Here is a 12,690-nt window from a genome sequence, read left to right on the forward strand (position 1 = left end):
GGGGACAGGGGCCGCCGCCATGCACACGACCGTCACACCGTTCACGCTCCGTCCGTGGCGCGAGGGCAGGGGGTACGAGCGGCGGTCCGGATGGCGGGGCGAGTCCGCCGAGTTCGGCGAGCTCACCGTGGAGGCGCCGATGCGGCAGACCGTGCCCGAGGTGGTGGTGTCGGAGCTGCGCGGCGGCCGGGTGCCGACGGCCTCGTACGAGACGAGAGGCGTCCACACGGAGGTCGCCCGGCTGCCGACGCTCAACCGGGCGACCCTCCGCGTCGGCGACTCCGTGGTGCACGTGTCGCGGAACCGCTTCGGCGCGACCGCCCGGCAGCGGGCCCTGAACCTGCGGTACGGCGGCGACCTCTACCGGCTGTGGGCGCGGGACCGGCGCTCTTGGGTCCTGGTCCGGGAGGCGGACGACGAGGACCCGGGCGTCACCGTGTCCGTACGCGGGAAGCGCCGCCGCCTCGACGTCACCGTGTCGGGCCGGGCCGGCGCGGCGGACCTCTCCCTGGCGCTGGTCTTCGCCGGAGTGGACCGCGCGGCGCTCACCCGGTCCGGCGCGGTCCGCGCGGCCCTCTCCCGCGCCACGGGGCTGTGGGCGGAGGTCCAGGCCTGAAGCGTGGCGCGGGCACGCCTCAGGGGCCGTGCGACTCGAAGTCGATGGCGTCCAGCGGGTCCTCGTGGGGGCGTACGAGGCCGGGGAGGCCTTCCGTGCGGAGTTCGCCGCGCAGCCAGGCGAGGAGGGTCGCGGTGAGGGTTCCGGTGAGGGGTGGGCCCTGGGGGGCGTGGCGGGGGATGACGATCAGGGGCCAGTCGTCGGGGGTGTCGCCCTCGGTGAGCCAGCACAGCTGGTCGCCGTCGATGGAACCGGCGAAGGGGAGGAAGCCGCCCGGCTCGGGCCAGACGGCGAGCGGGTTGTACTCGGGGTAGGAGGAGCGCAGGCCCCGGTAGCCCTCCCCGTGCGACTCGGCCCAGGGCGCCAGGTCGTAGTGGCGTGTGCCCCGCGGGAGGCTCATGCTCAGCCACTGGCACCAGGTGCCGGCGCCGTACGTCTCCATCAGGCGGACGTACTCGCTGGGGAGGCGGGTGCCGAGGCGTTCGTACAGCCACTCCCAGCTCTGCTCGCCGAGGTGCGGGACGGCGGGCGGCGGGATCAGGGCGGTGAGGGTGTCGAGGCCGGTGCCGCCGCCGGTGAGCGCGGCCCGCTGCGCGGGGGTCGGTTCGGGGCGGCGGGCCGGCGGGGTCCAGGGGGACAGCTCGCCGCCCGCGAGGCCGCTGCGGGCGAGGAGCGGGCGCAGGCCGTCGGCGACGAAGCCGGTGAGGGTGGGCAGGAGGGTGGTGCCGGGGCGGAGCCAGGGATCCTTGCCGGCGTTCGCGAGGTTCTGCACGTGGACGACGACGGGCCACCGGTCCGGGTCGTCGGAGACGGTGGTGTCCCAGTAGAGGGTGTCGGACATGCGGGTGGCGCCGAAGGGGAGGACGCCGGGGGCGGCCCGGCGGCCCTCCTCGACGAAGCGGCCGTAGTCGAAGAGGCGCGCGTCGCTGGTGAACGGGGTGTGCAGCCAGAGCCGTTCACCGATGTCGAGCGGGCCGTACGCGGCGGCGACGGCCTTGTAGTCGGCGGGGAGCCGGAGGCCGAGCCACTCCTCGACCGCGTCCCAGTCGACGGGCACGGCCGGTCCCTCGGGCGGCGGCCCGAAGAGCGCGGCGAAGGCGGCGACGGCTTCCCTCGCTTCCGGTCCGGACACTCAGGCCCGCCTCGGGGTCGCGATCCCCAGCATCCGGTCCTTCAGCGCCGGGAACTCCTCCCGCGTCGTCCGGACCTTCGCCGGGTCGAGGACGACCCGCAGGATCTCCTCGTCCGGGCCGGCCTCCGCGAGGGTCTCGCCCCAGGGGTCGACGACGATCGAGTGCCCGGCCTGCTCCACGCCCGCGTGGGTGCCGGCGGTGCCGCAGGCGAGGACGTACGCCTGGTCCTCGACGGCCCGGGCCCGGGCCAGCAGGGTCCAGTGGGCGCGGCGGCGGGCGGGCCAGCCGGCCGGGACGACGAAGGCCTGGGCGCCCGCGTCGACGAGGCCGCGGAAGAGCTCGGGGAAGCGCAGGTCGTAGCAGGTGGCGACACCGACGGTGAGGTGCGGCAGGTCGACGGTGACCAGGTCCTCGCCGGCGGCCATCATCACGGCTTCGCCCTTGTCGAAGCCGAAGCGGTGGATCTTCCGGTAGGAGGCGACGAGTTCGCCGTCGGGGGAGAGGACGAGTGAGGTGTTGTAGAGGGCGCCGCCCTCCGCCTCGACGAAGGAGCCGGCGTGCAGCCAGACCCCGGCGTCGCGGGCCGCCGCCGCCATCGCCCGGTGGGTGGGGCCGTTCAGCGGCTCGGACTCGGCGGCGAAGAGGTCGGACGCGAAGGCGCCGACGGTCCACAGTTCCGGCAGGACGACGAGGTCGGCGCGGCCGGATTCCTCCCGTACGAGGCGCGCCACACGGGCGCGACGGGCTTCGACCGGTTCGTCCGGGTCTACCGCGATCTGGATCAGCGAGGCGCGCACACTACCACCGTCCTGGCATTCGAGCCGTCAACACCGGCCTACGATCGTCACACGAAAGCACTGCCGGGGTGCCTTCGGGCAGCGTAACTTAGCGTCCGAGCCTCCCACCCAGTCGTGTTTTCAGCCCGCGCACCGAAGAACCGCCGAGGGGTCCCGTGACCGTCCATCCCAGCCTCCAGAACTACGCCGACGCCTGGACCCATTCCATCGAGGCGATAGCCGAGCTGGTGCAGCCGCTCGTGGAGGGCGAGTGGAACCGGCCGACGCCCTGCATCGGCTGGTCGGTGCGGGACATCGTGTCCCATGTGATCGGCATGGAGACGGAGATGCTCGGCGACCCGCGGCCGATCCACTCCCTGCCCCGCGACCTGTACCACGTGCGCAGTGAGTTCGCGCGCTACATGGAGGTCCAGGTCGATGTGCGGCGGCACCACACCGCCCCGGAGATGACCTCGGAGCTGGAGTACATCCTCATCCGGCGGGCCCGTCAGCTCCGCAACGAGAACCGCTCCCCCGAGCATCTGATCCGCGCTCCGCTCGGCGCCGAGCAGTCCCTCGAACTGGCCTACCGTGATCGGGCCTTCGACGTGTGGGTGCACGAGCAGGACCTGCGGGCGGCGCTCGGCGTGCCGGGCAACCTGGACTCGGCGGGTGCGCTCGTGACCCGGGACGTGCTCCTGGAGGCGCTGCCGAAGGTGGTCGCGAAGGACGCCGGGGCGCCGGCCTCCTCGGCGGTGGTGCTCGACGTGACCGGTCCGGTGGAGTTCCTGCGGACGGTACGGGTCGACGCGGACGGCAACGGTTCGATCGACGGCGCGCCGTCCCTCGGCCCCGCGGTGACGCTGGCGACGGACTGGGAGACGTTCGTCCGCCTGGCCTGCGGCCGGGTCCGGCCGGCCGAGGTGGCCGACCGGGTCAAGACCGAGGGCGACGAGGAGCTGGCGCGGGCCATCCTCGACAACTTCGCGGTGACGCCCCGATAGACAGCCCGGCCTCCATCCGGATGGACAGCCCGGCTCTCCATCCCGATAGGTAGCCCGGCTCTCTATACGGGGACGTGCACGGCCTCCACGCGGCTGGCGACCAGCCGCTCCCGCTCCCTGCGGTGGGTGCGGGCCTTGAGGCGGAGGATCTGCACGACGCCGAGGGCCTCCAGGGCGAAGACGGACGAGAACGCGATCCGGTAGTTGTCGCCGGTCGCGTCGAGCAGGACGCCGACGGCGAGCAGCGTCGTCATCGAGGCGACGAAGCCGCCCATGTTGACGATGCCCGAGGCGGTGCCCTGACGCTCCGGCGGGTTGGCCGGGCGGGCGAAGTCGAAGCCGATCATCGAGGCCGGTCCGCAGGCGCCGAGGACCAGGCAGAGGGTGACGAGCAGCCACATCGGCGCGTGGTCGCCGGGGTACGCGAGGGTGGTCCCCCACAGCAGGGCGGTGGCCGCGACCGTACCGAGGGCGAGCGGGGCGCGGGCCGTGTGGTGGCGGGCGATGATCTGCCCGTACGCGAGGCCGACGACCATGTTCGAGAGCACGACCAGGGTGAGCAGCGTCCCGGCGGTGGAGCGGGACAGGCCCTGCGCCTCGACGAGGTACGGCAGGCCCCAGAGCAGCAGGAACACCATGGCCGGGAACTGAGTGGTGAAGTGCACCCACATGCCGAGCCGGGTGCCGGGCTCCCGCCAGGACTCGGCGATCTGACGGCGGACGAAGGCGGCACCCGCGTGCGCGGCGGGCTGGGGCTCGTACCCCTCGGGGTGGTCCTTGAGGAAGAGCAGCAGCAGGACGAGGACGACGACGCCCGCGAGGGAGCTGCCGACGAAGGTGGTCGTCCAGCCGAGGCCGTGCAGGGCGCGGGCGATGAAGACGGTGGAGACGAGGTTGCCGGCCATGCCGAAGAGGGCGGCGACCTGACCGATGAGCGGGCCGCGCCGGGCGGGGAACCAGCGGCTGCCGAGCCGTAGGACGCTGATGAAGGTCATGGCGTCGCCGCAGCCGAGGAGCGCGCGGGAGGCGAGCGCGGTGCCGTACGAGGGGGAGAGCGCGAAGCCCAGCTGGCCGACGGTGAAGAGCACGACGCCGAGGGCGAGGACCTTCTTGGTGCCGAGCCGGTCGACCATGAGGCCGACGGGTATCTGCATGCCCGCGTAGACGAGCAGCTGGAGTATGGAGAAGGTGGAGAGCGCGGAGGCGTTGACGTCGAAGCGGTCGGCGGCGTCGAGACCGGCGACGCCCAGGGACGTACGGAAGATGACGGCGACGAAGTAGACGGCGACGCCGACGCCCCAGACGAGGGCGGCCCGCTTCCCGCCGGGCGGATCGCCGGGCAGGCTGACCGTGCTCATCGGGCCTCGCCCCGGACCAGGACCTTGACCCAGCTGAGGTGCTGGCGGACGCAGAGCGCGGCGCCCTCGACGTCGCCGGCCTTGATGCGGTCGAGGATCTCGGCGTGCTCGGTGATGTTCTTGGCGACGCGGTCGGGCTGGGACTGCATCACGGCGACGCCCATGCGCAGCTGGCGGTCGCGGAGCTGGTCGTAGAGGCGGGCGAGGATCTGGTTGCCGGCGTGCCGGACGATCTCGGCGTGGAAGCAGCGGTCGGTGACGGCGACCTCGGCGAGGTCCCCGGCCTCGGCGCGCCGCTTCTGCTCCTCCAGGAGCTCTTCGAGGCGGGCGATCAGCGGGGCGGGGGCGGGCACGGCCCGGCGGACGGCGAACTCCTCGACGAGCAGGCGGGTCTCGACGACGTCGGCGATCTCCTGCGCGGAAACGGCGAGGACGAGGGCGCCCTTCTTCGGGTAGAGCTTGAGCAGCCCTTCCATCTCCAGCTTGAGCAGCGCCTCGCGGACCGGGGTCCTGGACACCCCGACGGCCTGGGCGAGTTCGCCCTCGGTGAGGAGGGTGCCTCCCTCGTAGCGCCGGTCGAGTACGGCCTGCTTGACGTGCATGTAGACGCGGTCGGCGGCGGGAGGCTGCTTGGTGGGCAGCGGGGCTGGACCGGCTGGCGCTGATGGCATGCGCACAGAATAGATACAACAGAGGTGCAACAGACAGCCACGTCCGCATCCTGGACTGCTTACCAGGGCCGTGAGCCGTAGTAGTCCTGGACTGCTCACCGGGGCCGCGAGTCGTAGTAGTCCTGGACGCTTACCGGGCCGTGCGTCGTAGTAGTCCTGGACGCTTACCGGGCCGTGCGTCGTAGTAGTCCTGGACGCTTACCGGGCCGTGAGTCGTAGTGGTCCTGGACTGCTTACCGGAGCCGGAAGTCGTAGTAGTCCGCGCCGCCGACGAGCACGGAGGTGAAGCACACCGGGAGGCCGTCGGGCCGGCGCGCGACCTCTTGGGAGGTGCGGCGGGTGAAGCCGAGCGAGAGCCCGGGGACGAACGGGTCCTCACCGTCGGCGTCGTGCGCCGCGAGGCCCTTCAGCAGCTCGTCGGCAGGGGTACGGAACACGTCGGCGCCCTCCAGGAGCACCCGCGTCGTGGTCTCCCGCCCTTCCCCCGGCCACCACAGCTCGACGGCCGTGACGGTGTCCCGCTCCTCCAGGAGCACCTCGACGCCGAGCCCGTCACAGGCGGCCGAGACCGTCACCAGAACGCGGTTCGGGCGGGTGCGCACCCGGGGCTCGCCCCAGGGGGAGACGGCCGCCACCGCCTGGGCGAGGGTCATCCCGAGGCGTACGGGCCCGGCGCCGTGCGGCGGTTCGAGGAGGAGGTCCATGCCCTCAACCCAAACATCCGGTGGCGGCTGATGCCACCACCGGATGTTTCACGTGAAACGGGCGAACCCGTGCACTACGCCCAGGTGATGAGCCTCTTCGGGTTCTCCAGGATCGCGGCGATGTCCGCCAGGAACTTGGAGCCGAGCTCGCCGTCGACCAGGCGGTGGTCGAAGGAGAGGGCCAGCGTGGTGACCTGGCGCGGCTTCACCTTGCCCTTGTGGACCCACGGCTGGAGCTTGATCGCACCGACCGCGAGGATCGCGGACTCGCCGGGGTTCAGGATCGGCGTACCGGTGTCGACGCCGAAGACGCCGACGTTGGTGATGGTGAAGGTGCCGCCCTGCATCGCCGCCGGGGTCGTCTTGCCCTCGCGGGCGGTGGCGACGAGCTCGCTCAGGGACCGCGAGAGCTCGGGCAGGGTCTGGACGTGCGCGTCCTTGATGTTCGGCACGATCAGACCGCGCGGGGTGGCCGCGGCGATGCCCAGGTTCACGTAGTGCTTGAGGACGATCTCCTGAGCGGCCTCGTCCCAGGACGCGTTGATGTCCGGGTTGCGCTTGGCCGCGACCAGGACGGCCTTGGCGATGAGGAGCAGCGGGTTGACCCGCAGGCCCGCCATGTCCTTGTCGGACTTGAGCTCCTCGACCAGCTTCATCGTGCGCGTGATGTCGAAGGTCACGAACTCGGTGACGTGCGGCGCGGTGAAGGCCGAACCGACCATCGCCGCCGCCGTGGCCTTCCGTACGCCCTTGATGGGGATACGGGTCTCCCGGGCGTCCGACGAGACGGCGGACACGGGAGCCGGAGCCGCCGCGGCCGGCGCGGGCGCCGGGACCGGGGCCTCGACCACCGGCGCCGGGGCCGGGGCCGCCGCGCGGTGGACGTCCTCACGGGTGATGATCCCGTCCGGGCCGGTCGGGGTGACCGTCGCCAGGTCGACGCCGAGGTCCTTGGCGAGCTTGCGCACCGGCGGCTTGGCCAGCGGACGGGCGCCCGCGGGGGCGTGACCGTTCAGCTGCTCCGGGACCACCGGGGCGGGCGCGGCGACCGGTGCGGCCGCCTCGACCGTGGTCCTGCGGGCCCGGCGCTTGGTGGAGCTCGCGGCCACGCCGTAACCGACGAGGACCGGCTGACGGCCCTCCGGCTCGGCCTCGGCGGCCGGCTCCGGAGTGGCGACGGGGGCCGAGGTGGCGACGGGGGCCGGGGTGGCGACGGCGGCAGGGGTGGCGACGGCGGCAGGGGCCGCCGGAGCCTCGGGAGCGGCGCCGCCGCCCACGTTCACCGAGATGATGACCTGGCCGACGTCGACCGTGGTGCCCTCGGGGAAGAGAAGCTCGTGGACCGTCCCGTCGAAGGGGCTCGGCAGCTCGACGGCGGCCTTGGCCGTCTCGACCTCGCACACGACCTGCCCGTCGGTGACGGTGTCACCGGGCTGGACGTACCACTTGAGGATCTCGGCCTCGGTGAGGCCCTCGCCCACGTCGGGCATCTTGAATTCGCGGATCGTCACGGTGCTCTCCTCAGTACGCCAGCGAGCGGTCGACGGCGTCGAGCACGCGGTCCAGGCCCGGCAGGTACTCCTCCTCCAGGCGCGCCGGCGGGTACGGCGCGTGGTAGCCGCCGACCCGCAGGACGGGGGCCTCCAGGTGGTAGAAGCAGCGCTCGGTGATCCGGGCGGCGATCTCCGCGCCGGAGCCGAAGAACACCGGCGCCTCGTGGACGACGACCAGGCGGCGGGTCTTCTCGACCGAGGCCTGGATGGTGTCGAAGTCGAGGGGGGAGATCGAGCGCAGGTCCACGACCTCGATCGACTTGCCCTCCTCGGCGGCGGCCGCGGCCGCCTCCAGGCAGGTCTTCACCATCGGGCCGTAGGCGACGAGGGTGAGGTCCGTGCCCTCGCGGGCGATCCGGGCCTTGTGCAGCTCGCCGGGGATGGCCTCGGTGTCGAGCTCGCCCTTGTCCCAGTACCGGCGCTTGGGCTCGAAGAAGATGACCGGGTCGTCGCTCTGGATCGCCTGCTGGAGCATCCAGTAGGCGTCGGAGGAGTTCGCCGGGGTGACGACCTTGAGGCCCGCGACGTGCGCGAAGAGCGACTCGGGGGACTCGGAGTGGTGCTCGACCGCGCCGATGCCACCGCCGTACGGGATGCGGATGACGACCGGCATCTTCACGGTGCCGAGCGAACGGGCCCGCATCTTCGCCAGCTGGGTGACGATCTGGTCGTACGCCGGGAAGACGAAGCCGTCGAACTGGATCTCCACGACCGGCCGGTAGCCGCGCAGCGCGAGGCCGATCGCGGTGCCGACGATGCCGGACTCGGCGAGCGGGGTGTCGACCACCCGGTCCTCGCCGAAGTCCTTCTGCAGGCCGTCGGTGATCCGGAAGACACCGCCGAGCTTGCCGACGTCCAGGCCCATGATGACGACCTTGGGGTCGGTCTCCAGGGCCTTGCGCAGCGACTCGTTGAGCGCCTTCGCCAGGGGAAGCTTCTGAACAGCCATGATTACTCGGCCTCTCCGCCCGTGAAGGACGCCTGGTAGGCGGCGAACTCGGCGCGCTCCTCGTCGACGAGCGCGTGCCCGTCCGCGTACACGTTGTCGAACATCGCCATGTGCTCCGGGACGGGCATGGCGCGGACGACCTCGCGGACGTGCTTGCCGAGGGCCTCGCTCTCCACCTCCAGCTCCTCGAAGAAGGCGGCGTCGGCGTGGCCCTCGTTCTCCAGGTACGCCTTGAGGCGCAGGATCGGGTCCTTCGCCTCCCACGCCTCGCGCTCCGCGTCGCGGCGGTAGCGGGTCGGGTCGTCGGAGGTGGTGTGGGCGGCCATGCGGTAGGTGAACGCCTCGACGAGCGTCGGGCCCTCACCGCGCCGGGCGCGCTCCAGGGCCGACCGGGTCACGGCCAGGCACGCGAGGACGTCGTTGCCGTCGACGCGGACACCGGGGAAGCCGAAACCGCGGGCACGCTGGTAGAGCGGGACGCGCGACTGCTTCTCGATGGGCTCGGAGATCGCCCACTGGTTGTTCTGGCAGAAGAACACGACCGGGGCGTTGTAGACCGCGGAGAAGACGAACGCTTCGTTGACGTCGCCCTGGCTGGAGGCGCCGTCACCGAAGTACGCGAGCACGGCGGAGTCCGCGCCGTCCTTGGCGATGCCCATGGCATAGCCGGTGGCGTGCAGGGTCTGCGAGCCGAGGACGATCGTGTACAGGTGGAAATTGTTGGTGTTGGGGTCCCAGCCGCCGTTGTTCACGCCGCGGAACATTCCCAGCAGGTTCGTCGGATCGACCCCGCGGCACCAGGCGACACCGTGCTCGCGGTAGGTCGGGAAGACGTAGTCGTCGTCCCGCAGGGCCCGGGCGGAGCCGATCTGGGCGGCCTCCTGGCCGAGCAGCGAGGCCCACAGGCCCAGCTCGCCCTGGCGCTGGAGGGAGGTGGCCTCGCCGTCGAAACGACGGGTGAGGACCATGTCACGGTAGAGGCCGCGCAGTTCCTCGGCGCTCAGGTCGATGTCGTAGTCCGGGTGCTGGACGCGCTCGCCCTCGGGCGTCAGCAGCTGGACGAGCTCGGGCTCCGAGGCCGTGGCGGGCTTCGTACTCGTCTTCTTGGTGGTGCTGGTGCTCGCGCTTGCGGCGCGCTTGGTGCCGCTGCTGCGTCGCGTCGTCTTGCGCGCGGCAGTGCTCTCCACGGTCACGTGCGTGCTCCTCCGTCGGTCCGGCCTCCGGGTTCGCCGGTAAGCCAGTGCGGCTCCGCCTTATCCGTACCCTTCGCACGGGGTGGGTGCGACGCGGCCGGAGTCGGGCGTGACAGGTGCCCCGGCGAGCGCCGTCATAGGCACGTTACCCATAGTGCGTCATTCCCGCGAAACCCCATTTGACCTGCGATTTTGCTTGGATTTCCAAGTAAATCGAGAAATGGGGGACTCGGCCCTGGTCAGCGCATGGACAACGGCCCGACGCCGTCGTCGGAACACCCGGCACGTTATCCCGCGCACCCCGGGCGCCGGAAGACCCAATATGTGAGACTGACCGGGTGCGCGAAGAAGGAAAAATCCGGGTATTTCTGCTGGACGACCACGAAGTCGTGCGGCGCGGGGTCCACGAGCTGCTCTCCGTGGAGGACGACATCGAGGTGGTCGGCGAGGCCGGGACGGCGGCAGACGCGCTGGTCAGGATCCCCGCGACCCGCCCCGACGTCGCCGTCCTCGACGTCCGGCTCCCGGACGGCAGCGGCGTGGAGGTGTGCCGGGAGATTCGTTCGCAGGACGAATCGATCAAGTGCCTGATGCTGACCTCGTACGCGGACGACGAGGCGCTCTTCGACGCGATCATGGCCGGGGCCTCGGGTTATGTCCTCAAGGCCATCCGGGGCAACGAACTCCTCAACGCCGTGCGGGACGTGGCGGCCGGCAAGTCGCTGCTCGACCCGGTGGCCACCGCCCGGGTCCTGGAGCGGCTGCGCGACGGCAACAACCCGAAGCGCGACGACAAGCTCGCCAACCTGACGGAGCAGGAGCGCAAGATCCTGGACCTGATCGGCGAGGGCCTGACCAACCGGGTCATCGGCGAGCGCCTCCACCTCGCGGAGAAGACCATCAAGAACTACGTCTCCAGCCTGCTGTCGAAGCTGGGCATGGAGCGGCGCTCGCAGGCGGCGGCGTTCGTGGCGAGGCTCCAGGCCGAGCGCCACTGACGTCCCTGGTCCCCCGGGACTCCGACCGGCCCGGCCCGTGCCTCACCCGTACGGGCCCGGGCGGGGCCGGCGAACCGGATTCGGGACCTACGTCCCCGTCGAACCGGGGCAGGGGCCCCTTTTCCGACACGGTGCGGTGGCGGAGAGTGGAGACCATGTCCACCGACGAGATCCGCGCCATCGAGTTGCTCAGCCGCGTGTCGTACGGCCGGGTGGCGACGAGCATGCGGGCGATGCCGTTCGTCGCCCCCGCCCGCCACGTCGTGGCGGGCGGCCGCGTCCTGCTCCGGATGCACCGGGGCCTCGGCTACCACCGCGCCTGCAACGGCAGCGTCGTCGCGTACGGCGCGGACAACTGCGACTCCGGGGCCGACCGGATCTGGTCCGTGCAGTTCACCGGCACCGCCGAGATCGTCGAGCCGACACCGGAGGAGGTGGCGGCCTTCGGCCCCGAGCCCGTGCGGGTGGACGGCGAGCCCTTCACCCCGGTGTTCATGCGGATCGAACCGCAGTTCGTGACGGTCCACGAGCTGGACTACAGCGGGCGGCCGGAGACGGCGACGCCCACCGGGAACACGCCCCGGAGTCCCGCCGAGGAACCCACCGAGAAGCCCTCCGAGGACCCGTCCGGGACGTCCCCCGGAGCTCGCTCCGACGGCCGTTCCGAGGAGCGACACCTTCACAACGCAGCGTGATCTAACATCTGCGGAGTGCCGCGCTCATCTGTATGTCTCGCTCCGCCCCTCGGCCCCCTCCTGCGCCGCTACCGGGACGTCGGCGAGCCCCTCTCCTGCGTCCCCGTGACCGAGGGCCTGCTCAACCGCGGCTACCGGCTCGCCACCACCCGCGGCGCCTACTTCCTCAAGCAGCACCTGGACGCCCCCACCTCCGACCGGGCCACCATCACCCGCCAGCACCAGGCCACCCAGCGCCTGCACGCCCTCGGCCTGCCCGTGGCCCCGCCGCTCCCCGACAGCCGGGGCCGCACGGTCGCGCTCGTCGGCGGCAACTGCTACGCCCTGCACCCCTGGGTCGACGGCCGCCACCGCGACGGCGCCCAGCTCTCCACCGGCTGCTCCCGCCGCCTCGGCACGCTCCTCGGCCGCGTCCACACCTGCCTGGAGCAGGTCATGGAGTCCCCGCCGCCGGGCGGCGACCACGAGAGCGCCCGCCCCGAGGACACCTTCCTGGCCATCGAGGAACTGCTCCGCCTCGCCCGCGCGCACCGCCCCCGCGACAGCTTCGACGCGCTCGCCGAGCACCGGCTCAGGGAGCGGCGCAGGCTGCTCGCCCAGCACGCCCACCACCGGCCGCCGCCCGCCTCCGCCGCCGGCTGGGTGCACGGCGACTTCCACCCGCTGAACCTGCTGTACCGGGGAGCGGAGCCCGCCGCGATCGTCGACTGGGACCGGCTCGGGGTGCGCCCCAGGGCGGAGGAGGCGGTCAGAGCGGCCGCGATCTTCTTCGTACGGCCCGAGGGGGAGCTGGCCCTGGAGAAGGTGCGGGCGTACGCGCGCGCGTACCGGCGGGCGACGGGCGCGGACGGCGCCGAGCTGGCGGCGGCGGCGCACCGGGTGTGGTGGGAGCGGCTCAACGACTTCTGGACCCTGCGCTGGCGCTACCAGCTGCACGACCGCAGGGCCGACCCGCAGTTTCCCGCGGTGTCGGCCCTGGCGGTCTGGTGGACGCGTGAGTACGCGGCGGTCCGCGACGCCTTCGCCGGCTGAGCACGGCG

Annotated in this window: 13 protein-coding genes; 5 read left to right on the forward strand and 8 right to left on the reverse strand. The window is 72.2% G+C overall.

The genetic code is table 11. The features are described from left to right. The first annotated feature begins 19 nt into the window (after nt 1-19). Entirely contained in the window at nt 20-616 is a 597-nt protein-coding gene (locus ACN9M0_RS17590) for a hypothetical protein (RefSeq protein WP_426403876.1), read from the forward strand. A gap of 19 nt (nt 617-635) precedes the next feature. Here ACN9M0_RS17590 and ACN9M0_RS17595 read toward each other — a convergent pair whose 3' ends face one another. After that, complete coding sequence (locus ACN9M0_RS17595; RefSeq protein WP_366037314.1) at nt 636-1,748, reverse strand: SMI1/KNR4 family protein; 1,113 nt, start codon at nt 1,746-1,748, stop codon at nt 636-638. Continuing rightward, a complete protein-coding gene (locus ACN9M0_RS17600; RefSeq protein ID WP_366037313.1) occupies nt 1,749-2,546 on the reverse strand; it encodes a carbon-nitrogen family hydrolase in 798 nt (265 codons plus the stop codon). It lies immediately after the preceding gene. A gap of 155 nt (nt 2,547-2,701) precedes the next feature. Between ACN9M0_RS17600 and ACN9M0_RS17605 the strand changes: the two genes are divergently transcribed. Beyond that, nucleotides 2,702-3,529 carry a maleylpyruvate isomerase family mycothiol-dependent enzyme gene (locus ACN9M0_RS17605; RefSeq protein ID WP_366037312.1) on the forward strand — a complete coding sequence of 276 codons (828 nt, stop codon included), beginning with the start codon at nt 2,702-2,704 and terminating at the stop codon, nt 3,527-3,529. 62 nt (nt 3,530-3,591) lie between these two features. Here ACN9M0_RS17605 and ACN9M0_RS17610 read toward each other — a convergent pair whose 3' ends face one another. From ACN9M0_RS17610 to pdhA, 6 genes are all read right to left on the reverse strand, one after another. Further along, a complete protein-coding gene (locus tag ACN9M0_RS17610) occupies nt 3,592-4,887 on the reverse strand; it encodes an MFS transporter (protein ID WP_366037311.1) in 1,296 nt (431 codons plus the stop codon). Continuing rightward, nucleotides 4,884-5,558: a GntR family transcriptional regulator gene (locus ACN9M0_RS17615; protein WP_366037310.1), complete on the reverse strand. Its 675-nt coding sequence runs from the start codon at nt 5,556-5,558 to the stop codon at nt 4,884-4,886. The genes ACN9M0_RS17610 and ACN9M0_RS17615 overlap by 4 nt, the downstream gene beginning before the upstream one ends. A gap of 233 nt (nt 5,559-5,791) precedes the next feature. Beyond that, nucleotides 5,792-6,262 (reverse strand): hypothetical protein, encoded by a 471-nt coding sequence (locus ACN9M0_RS17620; protein ID WP_426403877.1) that lies wholly within the window; start codon nt 6,260-6,262, stop codon nt 5,792-5,794. Nucleotides 6,263-6,336: 74 nt separating this feature from the next. Next, on the reverse strand, nt 6,337-7,752 hold the full coding sequence (locus ACN9M0_RS17625) for a dihydrolipoamide acetyltransferase family protein (RefSeq protein ID WP_426405310.1): 1,416 nt from the start codon (nt 7,750-7,752) through the stop codon (nt 6,337-6,339). Between the two features lie 31 nt (nt 7,753-7,783). Then, nucleotides 7,784-8,764, reverse strand: a complete 981-nt coding sequence (locus tag ACN9M0_RS17630; RefSeq protein WP_366037308.1) for an alpha-ketoacid dehydrogenase subunit beta — start codon at nt 8,762-8,764, stop codon at nt 7,784-7,786. 2 nt (nt 8,765-8,766) lie between these two features. Then, entirely contained in the window at nt 8,767-9,957 is a 1,191-nt protein-coding gene (gene pdhA, locus ACN9M0_RS17635) for a pyruvate dehydrogenase (acetyl-transferring) E1 component subunit alpha (RefSeq protein WP_366037307.1), read from the reverse strand. A 338-nt stretch (nt 9,958-10,295) separates the two neighbouring features. Here pdhA and ACN9M0_RS17640 point away from each other — a divergent pair, with 338 nt between their 5' ends. The 3 genes from ACN9M0_RS17640 (at nt 10,296) to ACN9M0_RS17650 (ending at nt 12,682) form a co-directional block, all read left to right on the forward strand. Next, nucleotides 10,296-10,955: a response regulator transcription factor gene (locus ACN9M0_RS17640; RefSeq protein WP_366037306.1), complete on the forward strand. Its 660-nt coding sequence runs from the start codon at nt 10,296-10,298 to the stop codon at nt 10,953-10,955. A gap of 155 nt (nt 10,956-11,110) precedes the next feature. Beyond that, complete coding sequence (locus tag ACN9M0_RS17645; protein WP_426403878.1) at nt 11,111-11,650, forward strand: pyridoxamine 5'-phosphate oxidase family protein; 540 nt, start codon at nt 11,111-11,113, stop codon at nt 11,648-11,650. Nucleotides 11,651-11,665: 15 nt separating this feature from the next. After that, the gene (locus ACN9M0_RS17650) at nt 11,666-12,682 is read left to right on the forward strand and encodes a phosphotransferase (RefSeq protein WP_426403879.1); all 1,017 of its coding nucleotides are present in this window, start codon (nt 11,666-11,668) and stop codon (nt 12,680-12,682) included. Nucleotides 12,683-12,690 lie beyond the last annotated feature (8 nt).

Origin of the sequence: Streptomyces sp. R-07 (genome assembly GCF_049913175.1) — a bacterium.
Classification (GTDB): Bacteria; Actinomycetota; Actinomycetes; order Streptomycetales; family Streptomycetaceae; genus Streptomyces.